This window comes from Streptomyces sp. CNB091, assembly GCF_000377965.1.
Window position 1 is genome coordinate 77,008 of the sequence record NZ_KB899010.1, and the last position, 25,324, is coordinate 102,331.

The window sequence follows — 25,324 nt, forward strand, 5'->3', positions numbered from 1 at the left end:
CGCCCGTACCTCTCGCACCGCCTTCCGAGGCATCGACACAGCAAGGAGCAACCGTGCCCTCAGTACCCTCCATCACGCTCAACAACGGTGTGCCGATCCCCCAGCTCGGCTTCGGGACCTTCCAGATCCCGCCGGACGAGACCTGTGAGACCACGCTGGCCGCCTTGGAGACCGGCTACCGGCACATCGACACGGCGCAGATGTACGGCAACGAGAAGGAGGTCGGCCAGGCGGTCCGCGAATCGGGGCTCGACCGCGCCGACGTCTTCGTGACGAGCAAGCTGAACAACGGCGCGCACGCACCCGAGGAGGCGCTCCGGGCGTTCGACCGCTCCATGGAGGAACTGGACCTCGATCACCTGGACCTCTTCCTCATCCACTGGCCCCTGCCGGGGGGTTCGGGGGACTTCGTGGAGACGTGGAAGGCCCTGGAGGAGATCTACCGGTCCGGACGCGTCAAGGCGATCGGGGTCTCCAACTTCCAGGAGAACCACCTGCGGCGGCTGCTGGACAACAGCACGGTGGTGCCCGCCGTCAACCAGATCGAGGTGCACCCGTACCTCACGCAGGACGTCCTGCGCGCCTTCGGGGCGGAACACGGCGTCGCCACGGAGGCGTGGTCGCCCATCGCCCAGGGCAAGGTGCTCGCGGACCCGACGGTCACGCGCATCGCCGAGCGGCTGGGCAGGACCCCCGCGCAGGTGGTGCTGCGCTGGCACCTGCAGCGTGGGGACATCGTGTTCCCCAAGTCCGTGACGCTCAAGCGCATCCAGGACAACTTCGCACTCTTCGACTTCGAGCTCACCGAAGGGGACATCGGCGAGATCGCCGCCCTCGACCGGGGCGAGCGCACCGGGCCCGATCCGGACACGTTCAACGGCTGAGCCGACCGAGCGGGGCCCGGTCCGGGAGGTGCCCCGGGCCTGGCCCGCCCCGCCTCACGCGGCGGGCGTACCTACCGGGCGAACTCTCTCAGCTCCTCCGCCAGCGAACTGATCGCCGCGGGATTGCGCGGGCTCTCCACCAGGTCGACGTAGTCGAGCACGACGATCCGGTCGTTCTGAATCGCGGATACACCGGCGAGCGGCTTGTAGGACTTCAGGAACCTCCGCTTCTCGTCCGCTCCGGTGTCCCCGTAGTTGTTGATGACGATGACCTCGGGGTCCCGGTCGACCACGGTCTCCCAGCCCACCGTCGTCCAGCTGTCCTTGAGGTCCTTCATGATGTGGTCGCCGCCGGCCTTGGTGATGATGTCGTGCGGTCCGGCGTACGCGCCCGAGGTCAACGGCTTGTCCTTCCCGTCGTCGTACAGGAAGACGCGGAGGCGGTCGCCGCCCTCGGCCGCCTTCGCCCGCGCGTCGGCGACCTCCTCGCGGAACGACGTGATGAGGGTGTCCGCCCGGTCCTCGACGTCGAAGATCTTTCCGAGGTTCCGCAGGTCCGTGTAGAGCGCTTCGAGCGGGGGCATGACGCCGCGGGCCTTGCCCTGCCCGTTGCGGCACGACTCGCTGAGCAGATACGAGGCGACGCCCACGCGCTCCAGTTCGGCGGGGGTGAAACCCTCACCCTCGTTGAACCCGTAGTTCCAGCCGGCGAAGACCAGGTCGGCGCGGGCGTCGAGGACCAGTTCCTTGTTGATCCGCTCCTTGGAGAGCCACTTGGTCTTCTTGTAGCCGTCCTTCCAGGGGACGGACGTCATGTCGCCCTTGTCGTCAGGCATCACGTACCCGGCCATGTGGTCCTCCAGCCCGAGGGCGAACATGATCTCGGTGATGCCGGTGTCGTTGGTGACGACGCGCTGCGGGGCCCTGTCGTACGTCTTCTTCTCCCCGCAGTTCTCGACGGTCACCGGGTAGTGGCGGTCGGCCTCGGACGTGCGGTCCTTCCCGTCGGCCTGTGAGGTGACGTCCGCTCCACAGCCGGTGAGGACCAGGGTGGCCGCGAGCACGAGCGCCGCGGGACGCAGGGGGTTGGGCATAGTGGTCGAGGCTCCTTCAGGAGGTGGGGCGAGCAGGGGGAAGGTCGAAGAGCAGTTGGAGCGCGCCGGTCTCCGGATGTGCGACGCGGTGCGCCCGTACGCCGAAGACGTCGGCCAGCAGCTCGGTGGTCAGGACCTCGTACGGGGCCCCGGAGGCGACGATCCGGCCACTGTCGATGACGTGGACCAGGTCGCAGTGCAGGGCCGCGAGGTTGAGGTCGTGCAGGGCGGCGAGCACGGTCAGGCCGCTGCCGCCGACCAGGGCGAGGACTTCCAACTGGTGGGCGATGTCCAGGTGGTTGGTGGGTTCGTCGAGCACCAGGACCCGGGGCTGCTGGGCGAGGGCCCGGGCGATCAGGACACGCTGCCGCTCACCGCCGGAGAGGGTGAGGAAGCCGCGTTCGGCCAGGTGCGCCGCGCCGACCCCCGCCAGCGCCTCGTCGCAGAGGCGGCGGTCCTCGTCGGATGCCCGCGCCGCTGGCCCCTGGTGCGGCAGCCGCCCCATGGCGACGATCTCGGCGACGGTGAAGTCGAATGCGGCGACCGCGTCCTGCGGAAGGGCCGCCAGTCGTCGGGCGCCTTCCCGCGTGCTCAGGGCGTGAAGGTCCTCACCGCCGATCCTCACGGCGCCGGCCGAGGGGCGCAGGGCCCGGTAGACACAGCGCAACAGAGTCGACTTCCCGCTGCCGTTGGGACCGACCAGGCCGACCAGCTGCCCGTCGGCCGCGCCCAGGGTGACCTGGTCCACGAGCCGTGCACCGGCGATCTCGACGGTCAGCGCGTCGATGTCGATCCGCATCAGATGCCTCCGAAGGAGTAGGCGCGCCGGCGCATGAGGAGAACGAAGCAGGGAACGCCGATGACCGCGGTGAGGACGCCCACCGGCAGCTCGGCCGGCGCCAGCACCACGCGTGAGAGGATGTCCACCCAGATCAGCAGGACGGCCCCCGCCAGAGGGGCTACGGCCAGGAGCCGGCGGTGGTCCGCGCCGACCAGCATCCGTGCGGCGTGCGGGACCATCAGGCCGACGAAACCGATCGCTCCGCTCACCGCGACGACCGCCCCGGTGACGGCCGCGGAGACGAGGAAGAGCTCCTTGCGCAGTCTCCCGGGATCGACCCCGAGTGCGGCGGCGGTCTCGTCCCCCATGGCGAGCGCGTTCAGGCGCCGTGCCGACCAGCCGAGGTACGCGAGGCCGGCGAGCACCGCGCCGGCGGCGATCGGCACGGCGGCCCAGTTGGCCCCGCTCAGGCTGCCGAGCAGCCACATCATCGCGGAGCGGGCCGCTTCCCCGCGCTCGGCCGCGAACACCATGAACGTGGTGACGGCGGAGAACCCGTAGGACATCGCGGTCCCCGTCAGGACGAGCCGGAGCGGGGTCAGTCCGCGTTCGGTACGGGCCACCGCGTACACGAGCAGCATGGCGAGGAGTGCGGAGAGGAACGCCGCCGTGGACAGCGCCCAGATGCCCAGCGCCCCCAAGGCCCCGAAGATGAGTACGGCGTTGGCGCCGACCGCCGCGCCCGAGGAGATACCGAGGACGAACGGGTCGGCCAGCGCGTTGCGCACCATGGCCTGGACGGCGACGCCGATGGCGGACAGGCCGGCCCCGACGACGGCCGCCAGCACGGCTCGTGGCAGGCGCAGTTCCCAGACGATGGCGTAGGCCGGGACCTCGTCGGGGCCGATGGCCCCGCCGGTCAGCCCTGCCCACAGGTAGCGCGTCACCTCCGCCCAGGAGAGCCCCGACGCCCCGAGCGCCGCCCCGCAGAAGAGGGAGAGGGGCAGGGCCGCGCACAGGCCGGCCAGGAGGAACGGCAGGGGTACGCGCCGGGGTGGAGCCGGTCCGGTGCCGACGTGCGCGGGGCGCGACGGCTTGGAGGGTATGCGGTCGACAGACGTGGCCACAGGCCGGTCGCTTTCGCCTCGGGCCGTGCGTCGCGCGATGAGGAGCGGCCCCGGACGGCGCCCGCCCCGCGCAGCGCCCATTCGCAGTCCACGGCGAATCGTCAGGAGCCTTCTTGGCCACGGGTGATCGGGCTCACGGGACCCGGAGGCTCCGTCTACCGTTGCGGGTCAGCGCCGGATTTCGACCGGACTTCCCCCGTGGCGGAACGCAGCCTAGCGCGTGCGTGCCCCCTCCCCCGGCGGAGGGTGAACGGCAGCGGCACGCGGAAGGTTCGGTCGCCCGCCCCGAGGCGGGAGGGAGGCCCGGATGTGTCCGGATGCCTCCACGGTGTTCACCAGCTGATGCGGGCCGCCACCGGGAGGTGGTCGCTGCCGGTCGCGGGCAGCAGCCACGAGCTCTCCGGCTCCACGCCCCGGACCAGGATCTGGTCGATCCGCACCACCGGGAAGGCGGCGGGCCAGCTGAAGCCGAACCCGTCGCCCGCCGCCTCCTGCGCCGATCGCATCCGCGAGGTGATGCCCGCGTACGCGCGGTCGTCCAGGGTTCCGTTCAGATCGCCGAGCAGCACCACCCGCTCGTTCCGCTCGGCGGCGAGGGCCCGGCCGAGCGACTGCGCGCCGGCGTCCCGTTGGCCCGACGAGAGGCCCGCCCGGGGATTCACCCGTACGGATCCGAGGTGCGCCACGTACACCGCCAGGGGCCCGTGGTCCGTGGCCACCGTGGTGCGCAGCCCCCGGTTGTACTCCAGTTTGACGTCGGCGGGCTTCGCGTCCCCCAGCGGTCCCGCGTCCATCTCGACGTCGACCGGGCGGGTGTCCGACAGCGGCAGTCTGCTCCACACGCCGACCGTGCCCAGCACCGTGTGGTGGGGGTACGTGGCCGCCAGCTCCTCCTCGTAAGTCCTCCGGGCCGCCGGGTCCAGCTCCTCCAGTGCCAGCACATCCGCACCGGAGGCGGCCAGGGCGCGTGCGGCGCCCGCCGCGTCGGGGTTGTCGGCGCCGACGTTGTGGCTGACCACGGTGAGGTCGCCGCCCGGGTGGGACTTGTCGGTGAGCAGCCCGCCGAAGAGGTTCAGCCACACGACGGCCGGCAGCAGCAGCGCGAAGAGTGCGGGGACGGAGCGGCGCAGCAGCGCCCCGGCCAGCAGCACCGGGATGAGCAGGCCGAACCACGGGAGGAAGGTCTCCACCAGGCTGCCGAGGTTCCCGATCCGGTTGGGGATGCTCGCGTGCAGCAGCAGGAACAGGCCCAGCAGCAGCGCCGCCGCCGCGAGCACCCGGCCGCGCTTCCAGGAGCCGGTCCTCGCCCCGGTGTGCCGGAGGAGGCCGACGCCCCCGGGGCCGGCGTCGTCCCGGAGATCGGCGTCGCTCCGGCCGGAGCCGGAGGTGTCTATGCCGCTCTGCACCGCCCTGGCCGTGTCCACGTCGCCCTGGGCGGTGCCGGCCGTGTCCGCCTGCGTCATCGTCTGTCCTCGCTCGGCGTCGGTCACTGTCGCATCCTGGGGTCCTGGGTGGGGTCGGCGTACATGCGCGGGCAGCCCCGGTCGATCGCTTCCGTGCGCAGCTCGTAGTGCCAGGGTTCGTTCCGGTAGGTCTGGCACAGTCCGTACGCGGCGCCGTGCTCGGTCAGCCACTCCGTCGCGTCGGCCGGCCCGATGTCGACCGCGTCCCCCGACACGTGCGGTGACGTCGTCGCGGTGGCCACCCATCGGGCGGCCTCGGCCTCGGACCCGTACCGCGCGATCGCCTCGCGGAGCAGCTGATTCTGGTACTCCGGTGACCGCCAGCCGCTGTTGACGGCGAACTCGACGCCGTCCCGCGCCGCCTCCCGCGCCGCCCGGCGGAGGGCCGCGAGCAGATCCGCGTCGAGGTTGGCGACGGCCGGGATCCCGTCGTCGAGCACCGTCACGCCGTCGGGGGCGGCCCCGTCGGCCTCTCCCAGCGCTCCACGGAGTTCACGGTGAAGCGGAGGAGGCAGGGTTGCCGGCGCCGAGGAAGGGGCGGCGGACGGGGAGCGCGGTGAGGCCGAGGGCGACGGGGCGTGCGTCGGGTTCAGCAGGGAGTGGCCGAGGGCTGCCGCGATCGCTGCCACGACGGCTACCGCGCCGACGACAAGGGGCCCGCGTGTCCGGTGGGGTGTTGTTCGCGCTGACGGCGGTGGTCGAGTCATACCGCGAGTCAAGGCAGCGAGGTGTTGCCAACACGTATGCGGTTTTCGATACGCCGACGATAAGGGCCGGCTCGTAGCATCGGCCCATGCGCGTGCTGATCGTCGAGGACGAACCCTATCTGGCGGAGGCCGTCCGCGACGGCCTGCGTCTCGAAGCGATCGCGGCGGACATCGCGGGGGACGGGGACACCGCTCTGGAGCTGCTGAGCGTCAACACCTACGACATCGCCGTCCTGGACCGCGACGTCCCCGGGCCGTCCGGCGACGAGATCGCCGAACACATCGTCGCCTCCGGCAGTGGCATGCCGATCCTCATGCTCACGGCGGCCGACCGCCTCGACGACAAGGCTTCCGGGTTCGGGCTCGGCGCGGACGACTACCTCACGAAACCCTTCGATCTCCGGGAGCTCGTGCTCAGGCTCAGAGCGCTCGACCGCAGACGCGCCCACAGCAGGCCGCCCGTGCGGGAGATCGCGGGTCTGCGGCTGGACACCTTCCGCAGAGAGGTCTACCGGGACGGCCGCTACGTCGCGCTGACCAGAAAGCAGTTCGCGGTACTCGATGTCCTCGTCGCCGCTGACGGCGGCGTCGTCAGCGCCGAAGAGCTCCTGGAACGCGCGTGGGACGAGAACGCCGACCCGTTCACCAACGCCGTACGCATCACCGTCTCGGCCCTGCGCAAGCGCCTCGGCGAACCGTGGATCATCGCCACCGTGCCGGGCGTCGGCTACCGCATCGGCACAGCGACCGGCACCGGTCGCGGCGACGGTCGGGACCGTGGCTAGGCGGCCCGGGTTGAGCGTCCGCCTCAAGCTCACCCTCAGCTACGCCGGATTCCTCATGGTCGCCGGCGTCCTGCTGCTCACAGCGGTGTGGGTATTCCTCCTGGAGTACGTTCCCGACGACTGGGACAAGCGGATGCTCCACGAGAATCCCAACCGCCAGCTCCTCGCGTACACGTTCGCCCCGGCGGCGGCCACCGTACTGGCGGTCCTCCTCGTCTTCGGCCTCCTGGGAGGATGGGTCCTCGCCGGCCGTATGCTCGCCCCTCTGACCCGGATCACCGAAGCCACCCGCGCGGCCACGCACGGGTCCCTCTCCCACCGGATCCGGCTGCCGGGCCGCAGGGACGAGTTCCGGGAACTCGCCGACGCGTTCGACACGATGCTCGCCCGGCTCGAAGCTCACGTCGCCGAGCAGGAGAGGTTCGCGGCCAACGCCTCCCATGAGCTGCGCACCCCGCTGGCGATCTCGAAGACGCTTCTCGAAGTGGCCCGCACCGATCCGAACCGCGACACCGACGAGATCATCGACCGCCTGTACGCCGTCAACGGGAGGGCGATCGACCTCACCGAGGCGCTGCTCGTGCTCAGCCGCGCCGACCGGCGTTCCTTCACCCGAGAGCCCGTCGACCTGTCGCTGCTCGCGGAGGAGGCCACCGAGACCCTCCTCCCCCTCGCGGAAGAGCAGGGCGTCACCGTCGAGACACGCGGCGAGATCGCCCCCGCGATCGGATCTCCGGCGCTCCTGCTGCAACTGACGACGAACCTCGTGCACAACGCGATCGTCCACAATCTGCCCGACCGGGGCACTGTCCGGGTCACTACCGGCGTCCGCCGCGAGACCGTGGTGCTCACGGTCGAGAACACCGGTGCCAAGGTCGCCCCGCAGCTGGCCGCGACGCTCACCGAACCGTTCCGGCGCGGAGCCGAACGGTTGCGCACCCACCACGCGGGTATCGGGCTCGGCCTGGCCATCGTCAAGACCATCACCCGCGCGCACGACGGAACGCTCACCCTCACCCCGCGCCCGGACGGCGGGCTGCGCATCACGGTGGAACTCCCCGTGGCAGCCCCGCCCGCCGACGGGGTCCGGACGGCGTACGGCAGGATGGAGCCATGAGCGTAGTCAAGATCAATGTGCTGACCGTCCCCCAGGAACAACGCGAGACGCTGGAGAAGCGCTTCGCTTCCCGGGCCCATGCCGTGGAGGGCTCCGACGGATTCGAGTGGTTCGAGCTGCTCCGGCCCGTCGAGGGCACGGACGACTACCTCGTCTACACGCGCTGGCGTGACGAGGCCTCCTTCCAGGCATGGATGGAGGGGCCGATGAAGGCGGCCCATCAGGGCGGCGGTGCCGAGAGCGGTGAGCGCCCCAAGCCGGCGGCCAGCGGGTCCACGGTGTGGTCCTTCGAGGTCGTGCAGCAGGCCGCCCCGACCGGCGCGTAGCCGAGTGGTCGCAGCTGTGTGACCCGCCCGGTCCGGCCGACGTGGCCGGCCGGGCAGGTCTCTGCCGTCTGCCGGGTCCGGACAGGTCAGCGGTCGACCGCCGGCAGCCGGGCCAGGCCGGTGTCACGCATGATGCGGTGGACGGTCCCGGCCAGGATGCTGTCGGGACCGATCACGGTCTCGACACCGTCGGGCAGCACATCTCGGGGGCGGTACCAGTCCCGCAGTTGGTTCTCGTCGACGTCGTCGGCGATCGGCTTGGTGGCGTGCCGGGCCACGGTCTCGGCGAAGGGGACGTCCAGGTAGTACCCGTGGGTCGGGCCCCGGTGGTCGGCGCGCAGCCGGGCCAGCATGTCGCCGTAGTGGTCGGCGTAGAGGATGCCCTCGACCACCACGTGGTAGCCGGCGTCCAGGGCGTAGCGGGCGGTCAGGTCGATCAGACCGATGTTCGCCGCTCCGGGCCGGTCGCGTTCGCGCAGCACGGTGCGGCGGAGGTTGTCCTGGCCGACCACGGCCAGTCCGCGGCCGAAGCTGTCGCGGAGACCGGCCGCCACACTCGACTTCCCCGACGCGCTGTTGCCGCGCAGGACGATCAGCCGGGTCTCCTCTGTCCCCACGTTCACGGTGGACACGCTAGCCGCTGCCGTGTCCTGTAGCGGACCCTTCCCCTCACGTCACTCCCAGGGTGCATGCGCTCTCCTCCCGGCGGCTGATCCCCCACGACCTGAGCGTTTTTAAGATCATTCTCCGAGGAACGGACCGACGGACCGGTGGAACACGACATGACACTGCTGGATGTACTACTGGACGCGGTGCGTGAGGCTCCCGGGCAGGTCGTCGTGCATGTCCGCGGCGACGGCGGCGAGCTGACGGTCAGCCTCCGCGAACTCCTGGACGCGTCCCTCCGTGTGGCGGGGGGCTTCCGGGAGGCGGGGGTGGCGCCAGGGACCTGTGTGCCGCTGCTCGCCGACCGCAGCGAGGACTTCCAGCCGATGTTCTGGGGGGCGGTGGCGGCCGGCCTCGTTCCGGTTCCGCTGGCGCCGGTCGCCCGTCGGGTGCTCCCGGTCTGGGAGCACCTGGGGCGGCCGCCCGTCGTCGTGGACGCCTCGACCGCGTCGTTGTCCGGTGAGCTCCCCGACGCCGTTCGCACCCTGACCCTCGATGTCCTCCGGGAAGGACCGGTACTGCGGGAGACCTCCACCGCCGGGCTCGACGACGTGGCGTTCGTGCAGTTCTCCTCGGGAAGCACCGGTGCCCCCAAGGGGGTGGAGGTGACGCATGGCGCGGTGCTGGCCAACCTGGAGCAGATACGGGCCGCCTCGGCGCTGGGCCCCGACGACGTGGTGGTCAGCTGGATGCCGTACTTCCACGACATGGGGCTCATCGGCACCCACCTCGCTCCGCTGGCCGCCGGGGCCAGGCAGGTCAAGATCGGTCCGCTGTCGTTCGCCAAGCGGCCCCGCCTGTGGTTCGAGGTGGCGGCCCGGCACCGGGCCACGGTGCTGTCCGCGGCCAACTTCGCCCTGGCGCTGGCCGTACGCCGTGTGCCCGAGGAGGTCCTGGCCCGGCTGGACCTCTCGGCGGTACGGCTGATCCTGGTCGGGGCGGAGCCGATCGCGCCCGCGGTGTGGCGTGCCTTCGCCGACAGGACCCGGCCGTCGGGGCTGGACCCGGCGGCGGCCCAGCCGGTCTACGGCCTGGCGGAGGCGACGCTGGCGGTGACCTTCCCGCCGCCGGGGGAGGTGGCCGAGCCCCTGGTCCTGGACCGGGCGTCGTTGAGCCGTGGGGTGGCGGTGGACGCCGAACCGGGCGAAGGGGCCGTCGAGTTGATGGACGTAGGGCTGCCGGTGGCGGGCTGCGCGGTGCGCGTCGTCGACGACGCGGGCACCGTCCTCGGGGACCGGCGGACCGGGCACATCATGGTCCGTGGACCCCAGCTCGCCCGTGGCTACCACGGGCTTCCCGACGCGAGCGCGGAGGTGTTCGCCGGGGGGTGGCTCCGCACAGGTGATCTCGGGTTCCTGCGGGACGGCCGGCTGTGCGTCTCGGGCCGGCACAAGGACGTGCTGTTCCTCAACGGCCGCACCTTCCACGCCACGGACATGGAGGAGGTCGCGGCCGCGACTCCCGGGCTGCCTCCCGGCGCCCCGGCGGTGGTCGGGTCGACGGACCCGGTCACCGGTGCGGAGCGCGTCGTGGTGTTCGTCCCCTGGGCACGGCCCGGGCGCGAGGCGGCGGACGTACTCGAACGCGTCGCGGGCCGGGTGCGCGAGGCCCTGCTCCATGACGATGTGCGGGTGCTGGCCCTGCCACCGGGCGCGTTCCCCCGTACGACGAGCGGAAAGCTGCAACGTCGGCGGCTGCGGGAGCGTTTCGAGGAGGGCGCGTTCGGGACCGGTGACGGCGATGCTGGCGTTCGGCCCGGAGTGCCCCGGACTGCGGCGGAACCTCACGCGAAGGCGCCCCACGCCCGCGCGGAGACCGTCGAGGTCGTGCGGCAGGCGTGGGCGCGGGTGCTGGGCCGACCCGCCGATTCGATCGGGGCGCACGAGCCGTTCGGGAGTCTCGGAGGGACGTCGCTCAAGGCCATGGAGGTGCTGGTGGCGCTGGAGGACGCCTTCGGTGTGACCCTGCCGCCGGCGGTCATCCGCGACCACGGCACGGTGGACGCGCTGGCCGGTCACCTTCTGACGTCGGCGCCCGGTCCGGGGCCGTCCGACGCGGACGCCGCGGACGCCGCGGAGAGCGCCACACAGCGGGCCGGACGATCTGCCGCCGGGCCGACCCCGGCGCTCTCCCTCCCCACCGACGGTGCCGCCACCGCCGCGGCCGTCATCGGGATGGCGTGCCGGTTCCCCGGCGCCGACACCCCCGAGGCCTTCTGGGACCTGCTCGTCGACGGGCATGACGCCGTCGCTCCCGTACCGCGTGGACGATGGGGCGACGGCCAGGAGGACCCGTCGGGGGGCCTGCCGTCAAAGCCGGCGGCTCCAGCGGGTTCCGCAACTCCGACAGTTCCCCGGAGGCGATGGGCCGCGCTGCTGGAGGACCCGGCCGGGTTCGACGCCGGCTACTTCGGCATCGGCGAGGACGAGGCACGCGCACTCGACCCGCAGGCCCGGCTCTTCCTGGAACTCGCGCACGAGGCGCTCGAACGTGCCGGCTACGCGGGGCCCCGCCGGAGCGGTCGCAGGATCGGTGTGTTCGCGGCGGTCGGGGACAGCGGCTACCGGGAGGTCCTGGAGCGGGCCACGGCCGGCGGCTCCCCGCTGCCCGCCGCGCTCACCGGGAACCTGCCCGCCCTCGTCGCCGCCCGGGTCTCGCAGAGCCTCGACCTCGACGGTCCCGCACTCGCCGTGGACACCGCCTGCTCGTCGGGGCTGGTGGCTCTGCACCTGGCCCGGCGCAGCCTCCTGGACGGCGAGTGCGACCTCGCCGTCGTCGGCGGGGTCAACCTCCACCTGACCTCGACCCCGCACCGGCTGCTGGAAGAAGCGGGGGCCTTGTCCCCCACCGGGCGCAGCCGCGCCTTCAGCGCCGATGCCGACGGCTTCGTGCCCGGCGAGGGAGGCGCGGCCATCGTCCTGACGCGGCTCGACGCCGCCCGCCTCGCGGACGATCAGGTGCTCGCGGTGGTCCGGGGCACGGCCGTCAACAACGACGGCCGGTCGATGAGCCTCATGGCGCCCAACCCGCTGCGGCAGCGCGAGGTCATCACCCGGGCGTACGAGGCGGCGGGGGTCGATCCCGCCTCGGTGACCTACGTGGAGGCCCACGGCACCGGCACGGCCGTGGGGGATCCGATCGAGCTGCGTTCGCTGGCCCACGCGTTTCCCGAACGCGCCGACGGCGAACCGCGGTTGGTCGGCTCGGTGAAGACCAACATCGGGCATCTGCTGAACGCCGCCGCGCTTCCGGCGCTGGTGAAGGTCGTCCTGGCCCTGGGCCACCGCAGGCTGCCGCCGTCGCTGCACCATGCCCCGGCCTCGCCGGGCCTCGCCCCCGCGGGCTTCTCCGTGGTGACCGAGGCCCGGGACTGGACGTCGTCCGCCGGGCCTCTCGTCGCGGGGATCAACGCGTTCGGTTTCGGCGGCACCAACGCCCATGCCGTTCTCGAACAGGCCCCGCCCCCGGCTGCCCCGGGCTCGCCTCTTTCTGGTGTCTCGCGTGAAGTCGCGGTCGACGGGCCTCACTTGCTGACCCTGTCGGCGCGCGGTCCGGGCGCGCTGCGGGACGCGGTGACCCGGCTCGCCACACATCTGGGAAGCCGTCCGCGGCTGCGCGAGGGCGACGTCTGCCGCACCGCGAGCACGTCCCGGGACGAGGGGCCTCACCGGCTCGCCGTCGTCGCCGACGGTGATCTGCGGGAGCGGCTCGCCGCCATCGCCGCCGCGACGGGAGAATCGGGCGGGCAGGTCGGGAGCCTCGTCCGTTCCCGGCCGCGTGTGGTCTTCCTGTTCCCCGGGCAGGGCTCGCGGTTCCCCGGTCAGGACCGGGCGCTGTACCGGACGGCGCAGGTGTTCCGGGAGACGTTCGACGAGGCGTCCGCCCTCCTCGGGCCCGTGTGCGGGCGGTCCCTGCTGGACTGGGCACTCGATCCGGATGTGGACCCGACCGCCCAGACCGCGACGGAGAAGGCGCAACCGCTCCTCGTCGCCTCCGGGGTGGCGCTCGCCCGCCAGTTGCGGGCCTGGGGCGTGGAGCCCGACGCGGTCGCCGGGCACAGCGTCGGGGAGATCACCGCCGCCTGCGTCAGCGGGGTGCTGACCCTCCGAGAGGCGGTGCGGTTCGCGGCCGAACGCGGCCGTCTCATGGGTGCGTTCACCGAGCCCGGGGCCATGATCGCCGTCCGCGGGGGTGGGGAGGCCGTCGCCGCGGCGGTGGCGGAGTCCGACGGGGCGCTCGCCGTGGCCGCGTACAACGGTCCTGGGCTCCAGGTCCTCTCCGGGGGCGTCCGTGCGGTGGAGCGCGCCGCCGCCGGCCTCGAAGCCCTGGGCGTTTCCACCCGTCGTCTGCGGGTCTCCCGGGCGTTCCACTCACCGCTGATGCGGCCGGTGGCGGACCGGATCGCCGACGCGGCCCGTACGTTGACCCCGCAGCCCCCGTCCGTCCCCCTGATGAGCACCGTCACCGCCGAGTGGCAGCCGGTCCTCAGCCCCGAGTACCTGCGTGAGCACGCCGAGCGTCCCGTGCTGTTCGGGGCGGCCGTGGAACGCCTGGCCCGGGAGGGGTACGACACGTTCGTGGAGGTCGGCCACGGCGCGACGCTGTCGGGTGCGGTCCGCGCGGCGACGGAGGTGTACGCGGCCGACGCCCCGGCGGCAGGCACGGGAGGGCCCGGAGCTTCCGGACCATCCGGAACCACTGACGCCCCCGGCTCCTCCCGTGGCACGACGACGGTGATGTGCGCCCTGCCGGGACGTTCCGACGGCCTCGGCACGGATACGGAACGGCTCACCGATGACCGGCACGGCGGGCGCGGAGCCCTGCTGGGAACCATCGGCCGCCTGTGGTCGCACGGCATGCCGCTGGACCGTACGGCGCTCGACGCGGAGCACCAAGGGATTCCCCTGCCCACCTATCCTTTCCAGCGCCGCCGGTACTGGGCCGATCCGCCCGCGAACCCGCTGCTTCACCGGGTCCTGTGGGACGACGCAGCGTTGTCCGGGCAGGCGGCGGCAGCCGTGCGTTCGGTGCTGCTGACAGGTCCCGACTCCGCGTACGTCGCCGCCCTCGCCTCACAGCTCTCCGACGAGGTCGTCCGGATGCACGAAACGGGCGACGGGCCGCCGGATGCCGTGGTCCTGGTGACGGGTCCCGCTCCCGGCCAGGACACCGCGGACGCGCTCGGCCGGGCCCAGGACTCCGCGCTGGCCGCCTTCGCCGAGGCCCTCGCACGGTTCGACGCGTCAGGCGCGGACCGGCTGCTGGTGCTGACCGAGGACGTCCACGCCACGGGCGTCGTACGGGAGAGGCCGCGGCCTGCCCATGCCGTCCTCGGCGGGCTGTTGATGGCGTTGCCGCAGGAGACTCCGGGCGCTTCGGCCACCGCTCTCGACCTCTGCTCGCTGGACACCCCGTCCCAGCGGCTGGCCGCCGTGCTGGCCGAACTCGCCGAACTGACGTCGGCGGGCGGCAGCACCCCGGGCAGGGCCGCCACCGTCGCCTGGCGCGCCGGGCGCAGGCTCACCCGTCGTTTCGCACCGCTGCCGGGCGACGCCGCCGCACCTGCGGGGGTGACGCGGTCACCGCTGCCGCCCGACGGCACCTACCTCATCACCGGGGGCGGCGGCGGGGTAGGTGCCGCGCTCGCCCGGGACCTCGCCGGCCGAGGTCGCCCGACCCTCCTGCTCGCCGGGCGCTCACCCCGTCCGCCCGTCGGGCTGGCCGAGGAACTCCGCTCGCTGGGCGCCACCGTGCACTACCGCGTGGCCGACGTCTCGGTGGAGCGGGACGTCGACGCGCTCCTCGCCGGACTCCCCCACCTCGACGGCCTCTTCCACGCCGCGGGGACTGTGCGACCCGGCACCCTGCGTGACCGGCGTGCGGAGGAGACGGCCGGGGCCCTGGCCGCCAAGACCCGGGGCAGTCTGCTGCTCTCGCTGGCCCTGCGCCGGCACGGGCTCGACCCGGCGGTCCGTGTCGCGTTCTCCTCCGTCAGCGCCGTGCTGCCCGGACTGGCGGGAGCGCTGGGCGACTACGCCGGCGCCAACGCCTTCCTCGACGCGTTCGCCGCGTCGGAACGGCACGCGGGCAGGCCGTGGCAGTCGGTGAACCTCGCGGCGCTCGCCGGTACGGGCATGGCGGCGGCCCTCGGAACCGGGGCAGGAGGCGGCTTGGCCACCGTGCCGAGCGCCGGGGGCGGGCCCATCGCCCTCCAGCCCACGCTGGCGGCGCTCCGCACGGCATGCGGCGTCGACGCGGCGCAGCTGCTGCTCGCCGACCTGACGCCGTCCCCGGGGCCCGCGTTCAGGGCGGACCCGGCCGCTTCGGCGGCAGCCACGGGAACAGGCCCCTCCACGGAATCCGTGGCGGAACCGCCCACCTCGGGCCGGGCACCCCGTACCACTGTGAACAGCGGTACGCGGGCGGGAACCGGGCCCCGTGCCGATGCCGGTAGCGGCAGCGGTACCGCGGCGCTGCTCCGGCGGCTGCTGGCCTCGGCGCTGCGTCTGCCTGCCGCCGGGGTCCCTGACGACGAGCCGTTTCTCGCCCTCGGCCTCGACTCGCTCGCCGCCGTCGACCTCGTCAGGCAGCTCGAACGGGAGCTGGGCAGGCCGCTGCCCGCCACGCTCTTCTTCGAGTACCGCACGGTCGCCGAACTGTCCGCCCACCTCGACACCGCACCCTCTCCCGAACCGTCGGCCGGCTCCTCCCGCTCCCTCTCCCCCTCGCCCACCCCGCCTCCCGTGCCGGAAGGGGTCGCCTTCCCGCTCACCCCCGTCCAACTGGCCCTGCACACCAGCAGTCGGCTCCACCCGGACGTCCCAGCTCACGGTTACGTCCGCCAGACCGTACGGGGGCCACTGGACACCGGGCTCCTGGGCCAGGCACTCGCCGGGCTCGCCGACCGGCACACCATGCTCCGGATCCGGATCGAGAACACCGGAAGCACCGGGAGCACCGACGGCGGGATCGGCGACGGGATCGGCTCGGTGACACCGGGGCAGTACGTCGCGCCGCCCGCCGCGCTGTCCGCCTGGTACGAGGTCCGCGAGCTGACCGGCCGAATGGAAGAGCTCGAAACGGAGTTGTGCAACCGCCCGTTCGACCTCTCGGCCGAGCCTCCCGTGCGCGCGCTCCTCGCCCGCGAAAGCCCTGAGCTCTCCCATCTGGTGCTGGTGATCCACCACGCGGCCGGTGACGGGTACAGCCTCAACGTCCTCGCCGGAGAACTCTGGTCGCTCTACACCGCCCTCGCCGACGGGCACGCACCGACACTGCCCCCGCTCGGCACCGACTTCGCGCGGTACGCGGCCGCCACCGCCGATGGGCGGTCCTCCACGGACGGCATGAGGGCCCTCACCGCCGACCGCCAGTACTGGTCGGGGCGGCTCGCCTCCCGGGGCAAGCCGCTGCGCCTGCCGTATGACGGTGATCCGTGCGCCCTGCCCGCGGCGCCGATGACCACGCACCAGAGTGCCCTCGCCCCGGTGCCGACCGCCGCGTTGGAGCAGCGGGCCGCCGCTCACGGGGTGAGCCTCTTCCAGCTGCTGCTCGCCGTGCACGTGCGCTGTCTGGCCCGGTGGAGCGGGCAGCGGGAGATCGCGGTGAACGTCGCCCGCGCCCGGCGGGACGACCGCATGACGGGCCTGGACCGGCTCGTGGGGCCTCTCGCCGACACCCTGCCCCTGCTGTGCGTGACGGACCCCAACGAGTCGGTGGGGGCCCTGGCCGAGCGGCTGGCGGGGATCTGGCTGGAGAGCGAGCGGCACGCGAGCCTCACCGGCCTGGACCTGGCACGGCTGCTGCCGGCGGACCCGTACGGGGCCGGCCCCCGGACGGTGAGCCCGGCCGGCTTCAGCTTCTCCCGCTTCCCCGCCGCTCTCGACGGGCGTTGTCCGGTGAGCGCGCGGCCGACGGCGGCCGGCACCGCCACCGCCGCGACCCGCCTGAGCCTGCTGTGCTGGCAGGACGAGGCGGTCCTGCGCTTCTCGTGGAACTTCCCCGTCCGGCTCTTCGACCCGGCGACGGTGGCACGCCTGGACCGGGAATTCCACGACGAGTTGGCCGCGCTCGTCGAGCCTCGGCCCGCCCTCCCGCCGGTCACGGAGCCCATGCCGGTCCACGGCAACGACACCGGCACCGGAACAGGCACCGGATCCGCCACGCTCGTGCGCCGGCTGGTCGAGCGGTTCCGGGCCGCCCCGGACGCGGTCGCCGTCGACACCGGCGCCGCCACCCTGACGTACGCCGAACTCGACCGTGCCTCCCACGCCCTCGCGGCCTCTCTCCTGGCCGGCGGCGTCACCCCCGGAAGCCTCGTCGGGCTCCTCACCGAACCCGGCGCCGACACCGTCGTCTCGGTCGTCGCGGCCCTGCGCGCCGGGGCGGGCTGGGTTCCGCTGGACGCCGGCCACCCGACCGCGCGGCTGACGGACCAGCTCACGCGCTCGGGCGCCCGTACGGTGCTCTGCCACGCCGCCACCCGGACGGTGGGGGAAGCGCTCGGCGACGTCGCCCTGGTGCACGTCGACGCTTCGGCACCGCCGTACCGGGGTGCGGCGGTTCCCGGACCCGTCGCAGGCCCGGACCGTGTCGCGGGCCCCCTCCTGTCACCGGACGAACTCCCCACCCCCGACGGACCGGTCGACGCCGACGACATCGCCTATGTGATCTTCACTTCCGGATCCACCGGCCGGCCCAAGGCCGTGCCCATCACCCACCGGTCGATGGAGAACTACCTCGACTGGGCGATCGGCGCCTTCGGATACGACGAGCACGACCGGCTAGCCCAGACCGCGTCGCCCTGCTTCGACGCGTCCGTCCGCCAGCTCCTCGCCCCACTGCTCGTCGGCGCCACCGTGGTCACGGTGGCCTGGGACCTGCTGCGCGATCCCGACCGGCTGCTGACCCACGTCGTACGCGGTCGCATCACCGTATGGAGCTCCGTTCCCACGCTCTGGGAACAGCTCCTCAGCGCTTCCGAGGAACGCGTACGCAACGGCGCGCCGCCGCCGGACCTGTCCGCGCTCCGGTGGATCCATGTCGGTGGCGAGGCCCTGTCACCCGCCCATGTACGCCGCTGGTTCGACCTCTTCGGCGACGGCCAGCACATCGCCAACCTGTACGGCCCGACCGAGGCCACGATCAACACGAGCTGCCACATCATCCGGGCCCGGCCCGGCGACCAGGTGCGGCGGCTGCCCATCGGCCGCCCCGTCTCGGGCACGGAGGTGGAGGTCGTCGGCCCGGACGGGGAGCCCGTGCGGCCCGGCGGGGCCGGTGAGCTCCTCATCTCCGGAGTCGGCCTCACCCCGGGCTACCTCGGCGAACCGGCCCTCACCGAGACCGCGTTCACGGTCCGGCGCGGTCGCCGCTGGTACCGCAGTGGCGACCGGGTGCGGTGGACCGGTGACGGCGTCCTGGAATTCCTCGGGCGGCTGGACGACCAGGTGAAGATCCGTGGCAACCGGGTCGAGCCGGGCGAGATCGAGGCGGTGCTCCAGACCCACCCGGACGTCACCCACGCCGTCGTCCTCGCCGAGGACGGGCGCCTCACCGCCTTCGTGACGCCGGGGCCCGGATCAGCCGGAGCGGATGCCGTGGCGCTCCGGCTCCATCTCGCGGAGTCACTGCCCGCGTACATGCTTCCGTCCCGGATCACCCGCGTCGGCAGGATGCCGCTCACCAGCACGGGCAAGATCGACCGGCGTGGGCTTCCGGCACTCCAGGAGGCGACCGAACCGCACGGGGCGGACACGGACACCGGCATCGGCGCGCGTACGGGCGACGTCCGTACGCCGCCCCGCACTCCCACCGAAGTCCGGCTGGCCACCATCTGGACCGCTCTGCTCCAGGCCGAGAACGTGTCCCGTGAGGACGACTTCTTCGTCCTGGGCGGCGACTCCCTGCTCGTGCTGGAAGTGTTCGCCAGACTGGAGCAGCAGGGCGATCCGCTCCCCCGTCCGACCGTCATCTACCGCAACCGCACACTCGCGTCCCTCGCCTCCGCGGTGGACGCCGCAGCGGACACCGCCATCGCCCTCACCGTCGATACCGCGGCAGGCGCAGGGAGCGTCCCTGCCGACGCCACCGACGCCACCGTCGGGGACGTCGGGGCCGTCGGGGCCGTCGGCACCGCGGCGGACCCGTCAGGCCGGGAACACCATGCACGGGGCGACCGCCCGTGGGCGCCCGGTCCGACCGTCGTTCCCCCGCCCTTCCCGCTCACACCCACCCAGCGGGGCTTCCTGCTGGCCGAAGCCCTCGCCCCGGGCACCACATCGGCCTGGCTCACACGGTTGCGTCTGCACGGCCGCCTCGACACCGCTCGCTTCCAGAGCGCGGTGGACACGCTCGTCGGGCGCCACCCGATGCTCCGTACCGTCTTCCCCGCCGGGGCGCGCCCGGCCGTCCAGCAGGAGCTTCCGTCCTCACTGCGCCTGCCGGTCGACTTCGAGGTCCTCACCGACCCGGACCAGGTGGAGGAGCGGGTCACCGCCGAACGGGCGCGCCGTTTCGAACCCTGGGCCTGGCCCCTGTTGCGCCTGCGGGTGCTCACCGTCGCTCCCGACGAGCACGTCCTGGTCGTCCACGCCCACCACATCATCGGCGACGGCTACAGCGCCGCACTCCTGGTACGGGAGCTGACGGCCGTGTACGACGCCCTGTCCAGCGGCGAAGAACCGGCGTCGGTCCTACCGCGCAGCACCTTCCGCGACCACGCCCGCCGGCTCGCGGCGCGCACGGACGCCGCAAAGCCCCCGGCAACGGCCACCGGTACCACCGCCGGGAGAGACGCCGTCACCCCGGCCGCGCCGCTCCGGCCGGGCGCCCCGACCGGCGAGGACCGGTGGGAGCGGCTGAGCGCGCCCTACCGGCCGCCCCTGCTCGCGGCGGGTACGACCACCACCGGCACACCTCCGGGCAACGCCCCCGGCCCGCTCTTCCACACCTGCGGGTTCACGGTCGACGCCGGCCGGGTCGAGGCACTGCGCGGGCTCGCCGCACGTACCGGGTCCACCCTCCACGCCCCGGTACTCACCGCCTACTACCGGGCGCTCGTCTCCGTCACGGGCCGGGCGGATCTGGTGCTCGGTATGGCGGTGAGCGGCCGGGACCACTCCCTGCCCGACGCACACCGGGTGTTCGGTCCCTTCGCCACGGCTGTTCCCCTGCGGCTGGCGGGTCCGGCGTCGGGGCGGTCCGACGGCGCGGGTTTCGAAAACGATCTGCGGCGCGTCGCCACCGAGGCCGCCGAGGCGCGAGCATACGAGGGGGCCGTGCCGCCGCTGGCCAACGGCCTGCCCATGGCCTCGCAGTTCTTCTTCACCTATCTGGACTTCTCCGCCCTGGGTCCGGAGAGCGGCAGGACGCTGACGGTCACCCGGGAGGACGGCGACAGCGGGTTCACGCCGCCGCCTGCCGGTACGGACGTGTTCCTGGCGGCCGTTCCGGACGGGGGGCGGCTGCGGCTCACCGTCCGGGCGGCGGCGACGGCGTTCACCCCGGAGGCGCTGGCCGCGTTCACGGACGCGGTGCGCGACGGTCTGGCGCATGCGACGGCCTCGCCCGTGCCCGATGCCGCCCGCCTCGGCACCGCGGGTGGCCCCGGCCGGGAGGCGCGGATGGATGCCGCACTCATCGGCTATCTGCCGTCCCCTGCCGACCTCGCCCGGCTGGCGGGTCTGCCGGAGGCGGCGCTGCCGCGCGAGCAGCTGCGGACCCTGCTGTTCCCGGACGGGCTGCCACGGCTTCTGGAGACGCTGAGGACACCGCTGGGCCGTTCGGGCTTCGTGTGCGTCCCGCTGTTCGCGGACGAACTCGCCCCCGGCGACGACCTGCTCGGGCACACCACGCGCGGCGTGGAGCTCGCCTCGTCGCTCGGTGCGCGGGCCGTGTCCCTGGCGGGCATGATCCCCTCGCTCACGGGCTACGGCTTCGACGTGCTGCGGGCCGTCGGCACGACTGGAGCCTTCACCACGAACGCCGCCAGCACGACCGGCGCTGTCACCACGAACGCCGCCGGCCCCGCCGTCACCACCGGTCACGCGGCGACCGTCGTGTCCGTCGTCAGGACCGTGCACGCGGCTCTCGACGCGACGGGGCAGCGACTGGGCTCTCTCACCGTCGCGCTCGTGGGGCTCGGTTCGATCGGCTCCTCCTCGTTGGAGTTGCTGCTCACCCGGGCCCAGCAGCCGCCCGCCCGGCTGCTGCTGTGTGACGTACCGGGCAGCGGACCACGGCTGAAGGAGCTGGCCGAGAACCTCCTGGACCGCCGTCTCGTCGAGATCGTCGAGGTGGTCGAGTCGGATCACGGTCTGCCCGACGCGGTGTACGACGCCCGCCTGATCGTCGCGGCGGTCAGCGGGGGCGGCACACTCCTGGACATCGACCGTCTGACACCGGGCACGACGGTGGTCGACGACTCGTTCCCGCACTGCTTCGACACGTCCCGTGCCATCGGCCGGATGGAACGGGAGAAGGACGTCCTGGTCGTGGGCGGCGGGCTGCTGAGCGCCGGCCCGGCGGAACGGCAGGTGGCCGAGGGCCTCCCGGCCGCCGCGGTGGCCGGATACCTCGCGCAGCCGATGGTTCCCGACACCATCGCGTCCTGCCGACTGGAGTCCCTGCTCCACGCCTCGGGTGCCGGGGTGCCGCTCGTCCACGGTCCGGTCGACGCGGCCACGGCACTGGCCTACTGGGAAGCGGCGGAGGCGACCGGCATCCACGCCGCACCCCTCCACCTGCTCACCCGCACCGTCGACCCGGAGATGTTCACGCGACGCCCCTGGAGTTCATGACCCTTTCCCGTGCCGGATGCCGGACGCAGGGCGTCGCGGGCCGTCGGACGCGTTGGACAGCCCAGCAGGGCGTCAGTCAGTGGTCGAGCCACGGCCACCGGGACCTGAGTACCAGCATCAGTGTCAGTGGTCGGGATTAAGTTCGTTCATGTCCCGCCGCGATGGTGTGGACGCCCCTTTTCGCATGCATGGGAGTTGGCGCGTTGTCGTTCTGGGAGAAGTCGAGTACGGCGCGGGTGATGCCGCCCGCGCGCCCACGGAAGCTGGCCAAGGTGCCGTTCGTCGAACTGGCCGACAGGCGGTTGCAGGGAGTCGTCTCCAGCGGGTCGGACATCGGTCGGGTGTACGTGTCGTCCGTGGCGGCCCGGACGTACGCGTTCGCCTGCAGCACCAACAACAACCGGCCCTGCGGCGGGGCACGCGGCATGTTCTGCAAGCACATCCAGGCGCTCGTCGGCGAGGCGGTGCTGCAGTACGGTGCGGAGCGCGTCGCCCGCTACCTCGCGGTGGAGACCCCGGACGGGGAGCCCGACGCGCGGTCCCTCACCGCCGCCATGACCGCGGCGCGGCCGGTGCAGGGCGACTCCTCGGCGGCCGCCCAGGTGTTCAGCCGGTTCCTGCGGCAGCTGTCCTATCTCGAACTGGACACGGTCACCACGCCGTTGCCCGAGATGCAGTGGTTCCCGCCGACGCGGGCGGTGGCCTGATGCGTGGCGACCTGTTGTCCGATCCGGTCGAGGGGCTCGACGAGGCGCTAGCCGCCGTGGACGCCTTCGACGAGGCGCTGGTGGCCGGTCTGCTGCGGCCGGGGCCCGCCCAGGCCGCGGCGGTTGTCGGGCTCACCGACGCCGTCGCCGGGACCCCGCTGGCCGCGCGGGTCGCGGAGGCGGCCGGCCGGGCGACGGCCGGGACCGCCGGTGAGGATCACTTCGTGGCGCTCGCCGCCGCCCGCTGCGCGCTGCTCGGCTCCGTGCACGACGCCCTGACGCAGCGGATCGACGAGGCAGTCGGCCGGCCCACCGCCGAGGACGGCGCGGAGGAATCCCGAGCGGGGTCCGCCGCGGCGGACCCCGGGACCAACCTCCTCGCGGCGGCCCGCAGTTGGCTGTGCGACCTCGCGCGCGGCGGCTGGCGGGGCATCGACCACGAGCTGGTCGCAGGGGCCGCGCCGGTGGTCTCCGCGATGCTGCCCGATCCGGGCCTGCGTCGTCGGGCGACGCTGCTCGACGGGTTCGCCGCCGAGCTCGCGGCGTCCTGCCCGGGGGCGACCCTGGAACGCGTGCCGGTGCGCCGGTGGGCCGACCTGTGGTCACGCGCCCTGCTGTTGACGGTGCCCGGCTCCGCCGGGGATCGCGCCGTCACGCCGGTGACCGGTCGCCTGTTGCCGCTCGGCGTCGATGTGCAGGAGCACGCGACGGCCGTACAGGCCCAGGTCCACGCCGTGTTCGAACCGGCGGACGGAGGCGCGCCCCGTCTGGTGCGCGCCGGAGTGTCGGCGCCCAAGCCCGACACGGTCGTCGGGGCGGGTCTGTGGCAGCTGCTGCGTCCCCGCATGTCCTTGCTCGGCGCCGTGAGCGAGGGCCGCTCGATGGAGCTGGACGCCATGCCGGTGACCGCCGAGGGGGATCTGCTCTGGGACGACGAGCGCGCCCGCCCCGGTGAGCCCGCCGACACCTTCGCCACCGCGCGCGTGATGCTGTCCACCGCGATCGCCGCCCGCGTCGCCCCGCTGGACCGGCATCCTGTCCGGATCGCCGTACCGGTGCTGCTGGAGGGGTACACCGCCCGGCGCGAGGAGGACCGGCTCGTGTTCGATCTGGCGGGGTGGTCTCTGGCCGTCGACCCCGACCGGGCGCCCGCCGCCGGTCCGCTGACACCCGAGGCGGTCGCAGCCTCCCACTCCTGTGTCGGGCTGCTGCGCTGGGATGCCGGGGAGTTCCGCCTCCAGCCGCTCGCGGTCGAGGGGACCGTGGGGAAGAAGGCCGTCGCCGCCCACGCCGGGGCGTGGGCCGGCGGTACCACCGACAAAGCCGGTGTCCGGGCGGAGAGGGCCGCCACCGACGCCGTCGCCGTGCTGCGCGAGCGCGCCGGAAGGCTGTTGCGGAAATGACCGACCACCTCACCGGGCAGCCGCCCGGCCCCGCCGCGCCCGGCCCGTCCCCCGCCGGTCCCGACCCGTACGACAACCGCCGTCAGGTGCTGTACTGGCGGCTCCTGGCCCGTCTTTTCGACGGGGAGGAGCAGCCCGCCCTGGAGTCGGCGAGCCTGGAGGTGGTCGAGGACATCGGGCTGCCGTCCGCGCTGCTGGACCCCGGGACGTCGCTCGACTCCGTCGTACAACGCCATCCGGAGCTGGCCGCCGAGTTCGACGGTCTGATGACACCGGACGACGACGCGGCCGGCGACCGCGACCGGGCGGCGGAGGTACGGCGTGCCGCACTGGTTTCGAAGGTGCTGCTCAATGTCTTCGCGACGGGTTCGAGCGCGGTGACCGCCGAGCAGCTGGCGCGCTGGCAGTCCGACGCGGGCTGGCTGGAGCGTGCGCTGGGCGGCCCGCCCGACGGGCTTCGCGGCGGACGGGCGGCGGGCGCGGGCCTGGACGCCGGCGGCCTCGGCCCCGAGCTGGCGGCGATCGAGGCGGATCTCGTGGGGCGCATGCGGCTGCGGGAGGTGCTGGCCGACCCGGCGCTGGCCGCGCGGCTGACGCCCAGCATGTCGCTGATCGAGCAGCTGCTGCGGGACAAGGGCAATCTGTCGGGTGTGGCCCTCGCCAACGCCAAGTCGCTGATCCGCCGTTACGTCGACGAGGTGGCCGAGGTGCTGCGTACGCAGGTGGAGAAGGCATCCGTCGGCGAGCTGGACCGTTCGGTGCCGCCCAAGCGCGACTTCCGCAATCTCGACCTGGACCGCACGATCTGGAAGAACCTCACCAACTGGAGCCCGGAGGAGGAGCGGCTCTACGTCGACCGCCTCTACTACCGGCACACCGTCCGCAGGACGACGCCGCAGCGGCTGATCGTCGTGGTGGACCAGTCCGGCTCCATGGTCGACTCGATGGTGAACTGCACCGTCCTCGCCTCCATCTTCGCCGGGCTGCCGAAGGTGGACGTCCACCTCATCGCCTACGACACCCGCTCGATCGACCTCACGCCGTGGGTGCACGACCCGTTCGACGTACTGCTGCGCACGAATCTCGGCGGTGGGAACGACGGCCCCGTCGCGATGGCGATGGCCCGCCCGAAGATAGCCGAGCCGAAGAACACCGTCATGGTCTGGATCTCGGACTTCTACGAGTTCGACCGCTCCCAGCCGCTGTTCGAAGGCATCGAGGCCGTTCACCGTTCCGGGGTGAAGTTCATCCCCGTCGGCTCGGTGACCAGCTCCGGACGGCAGGAGGTCAATCCCTGGTTCCGGGAGCGGTTCAAGGCCCTGGGCACGCCCGTGGTCTCCGGGCATGTGAACAAGCTCGTGCACGAGCTGAAGACGTTCCTGACCTGAGGCCCGGCGGGGCGGGGGAGCCCTCCCGCCCTCCGCACGCCTCTTCTCCTCACCCCCTTTCTCCTTCCCGCTTTCC

General features: G+C 73.1%; 14 protein-coding genes. 8 read left to right on the plus strand and 6 right to left on the minus strand.

Annotated elements, in window-relative coordinates; translation table 11 throughout:
* Positions 1-53 precede the first annotated feature (53 nt).
* Positions 54-884 (plus strand): aldo/keto reductase, encoded by an 831-nt coding sequence (locus tag D581_RS0130875; protein WP_018960983.1) that lies wholly within the window; start codon positions 54-56, stop codon positions 882-884.
* A 71-nt stretch (positions 885-955) separates the two neighbouring features.
* On the opposite strand, the gene D581_RS0130880 is transcribed toward D581_RS0130875, so the two are convergent.
* The 5 genes from D581_RS0130880 to D581_RS0130900 form a co-directional block, all read right to left on the minus strand.
* Complete coding sequence (locus D581_RS0130880) at positions 956-1,978, minus strand: ABC transporter substrate-binding protein (RefSeq protein WP_018960984.1); 1,023 nt, start codon at positions 1,976-1,978, stop codon at positions 956-958.
* 16 nt (positions 1,979-1,994) lie between these two features.
* Positions 1,995-2,777, minus strand: coding sequence for an ABC transporter ATP-binding protein (locus D581_RS0130885; RefSeq protein WP_018960985.1), 783 nt, complete (start codon positions 2,775-2,777; stop codon positions 1,995-1,997).
* Positions 2,777-3,886 (minus strand): iron ABC transporter permease, encoded by a 1,110-nt coding sequence (locus tag D581_RS0130890; protein ID WP_018960986.1) that lies wholly within the window; start codon positions 3,884-3,886, stop codon positions 2,777-2,779. The genes D581_RS0130885 and D581_RS0130890 overlap by 1 nt, the downstream gene beginning before the upstream one ends.
* A 332-nt stretch (positions 3,887-4,218) precedes the next feature.
* A complete protein-coding gene (locus D581_RS0130895) occupies positions 4,219-5,349 on the minus strand; it encodes an endonuclease/exonuclease/phosphatase family protein (RefSeq protein ID WP_486585896.1) in 1,131 nt (376 codons plus the stop codon).
* Positions 5,350-5,372: 23 nt separating this feature from the next.
* Complete coding sequence (locus D581_RS0130900; protein ID WP_078625971.1) at positions 5,373-6,056, minus strand: M15 family metallopeptidase; 684 nt, start codon at positions 6,054-6,056, stop codon at positions 5,373-5,375.
* Between the two features lie 86 nt (positions 6,057-6,142).
* Between D581_RS0130900 and D581_RS0130905 the strand changes: the two genes are divergently transcribed.
* The 3 genes from D581_RS0130905 to D581_RS0130915 are packed head-to-tail and all read left to right on the plus strand — an operon-like array spanning position 6,143 to position 8,284.
* Positions 6,143-6,841: a response regulator transcription factor gene (locus tag D581_RS0130905; protein ID WP_018960989.1), complete on the plus strand. Its 699-nt coding sequence runs from the start codon at positions 6,143-6,145 to the stop codon at positions 6,839-6,841.
* Positions 6,834-7,958 (plus strand): sensor histidine kinase, encoded by a 1,125-nt coding sequence (locus D581_RS0130910; protein WP_199787854.1) that lies wholly within the window; start codon positions 6,834-6,836, stop codon positions 7,956-7,958. The genes D581_RS0130905 and D581_RS0130910 overlap by 8 nt, the downstream gene beginning before the upstream one ends.
* On the plus strand, positions 7,955-8,284 hold the full coding sequence (locus D581_RS0130915) for an antibiotic biosynthesis monooxygenase family protein (RefSeq protein WP_018960991.1): 330 nt from the start codon (positions 7,955-7,957) through the stop codon (positions 8,282-8,284). Before D581_RS0130910 ends, D581_RS0130915 begins: the two co-directional genes overlap by 4 nt.
* Before the next feature lie 86 nt (positions 8,285-8,370).
* Here the strand turns inward: D581_RS0130915 and D581_RS0130920 are convergent, their stop codons facing one another.
* Positions 8,371-8,916: an AAA family ATPase gene (locus tag D581_RS0130920; protein ID WP_018960992.1), complete on the minus strand. Its 546-nt coding sequence runs from the start codon at positions 8,914-8,916 to the stop codon at positions 8,371-8,373.
* A 150-nt stretch (positions 8,917-9,066) separates the two neighbouring features.
* Here D581_RS0130920 and D581_RS0130925 point away from each other — a divergent pair, with 150 nt between their 5' ends.
* The 4 genes from D581_RS0130925 (at position 9,067) to D581_RS0130940 (ending at position 25,248) form a co-directional block, all read left to right on the plus strand.
* Entirely contained in the window at positions 9,067-21,750 is a 12,684-nt protein-coding gene (locus D581_RS0130925; RefSeq protein ID WP_032753353.1) for a hybrid non-ribosomal peptide synthetase/type I polyketide synthase, read from the plus strand.
* Between the two features lie 203 nt (positions 21,751-21,953).
* A complete protein-coding gene (locus tag D581_RS0130930) occupies positions 21,954-22,457 on the plus strand; it encodes a hypothetical protein (protein ID WP_018960994.1) in 504 nt (167 codons plus the stop codon).
* Positions 22,427-23,860 (plus strand): hypothetical protein, encoded by a 1,434-nt coding sequence (locus D581_RS0130935; protein WP_018960995.1) that lies wholly within the window; start codon positions 22,427-22,429, stop codon positions 23,858-23,860. Before D581_RS0130930 ends, D581_RS0130935 begins: the two co-directional genes overlap by 31 nt.
* Positions 23,857-25,248: a VWA domain-containing protein gene (locus tag D581_RS0130940; protein WP_018960996.1), complete on the plus strand. Its 1,392-nt coding sequence runs from the start codon at positions 23,857-23,859 to the stop codon at positions 25,246-25,248. The genes D581_RS0130935 and D581_RS0130940 overlap by 4 nt, the downstream gene beginning before the upstream one ends.
* The last annotated feature ends 76 nt before the right edge of the window (positions 25,249-25,324 follow it).

Bases quoted from the DNA above. Each gene is read 5' to 3' on its own strand.
- D581_RS0130905 (WP_018960989.1), top strand. From the start codon at position 6,143: ATGCGCGTGCTGATCGTCGAGGACGAACCCTATCTGGCGGAGGCCGTC.
- D581_RS0130880 (WP_018960984.1), bottom strand. From the start codon at position 1,978: ATGCCCAACCCCCTGCGTCCCGCGGCGCTCGTGCTCGCGGCCACCCTG.
- D581_RS0130940 (WP_018960996.1), top strand. From the start codon at position 23,857: ATGACCGACCACCTCACCGGGCAGCCGCCCGGCCCCGCCGCGCCCGGC.
- D581_RS0130915 (WP_018960991.1), top strand. From the start codon at position 7,955: ATGAGCGTAGTCAAGATCAATGTGCTGACCGTCCCCCAGGAACAACGC.
- D581_RS0130885 (WP_018960985.1), bottom strand. From the start codon at position 2,777: ATGCGGATCGACATCGACGCGCTGACCGTCGAGATCGCCGGTGCACGG.
- D581_RS0130895 (WP_486585896.1), bottom strand. From the start codon at position 5,349: ATGACGCAGGCGGACACGGCCGGCACCGCCCAGGGCGACGTGGACACG.
- D581_RS0130900 (WP_078625971.1), bottom strand. From the start codon at position 6,056: ATGACTCGACCACCGCCGTCAGCGCGAACAACACCCCACCGGACACGC.
- D581_RS0130925 (WP_032753353.1), top strand. From the start codon at position 9,067: ATGACACTGCTGGATGTACTACTGGACGCGGTGCGTGAGGCTCCCGGG.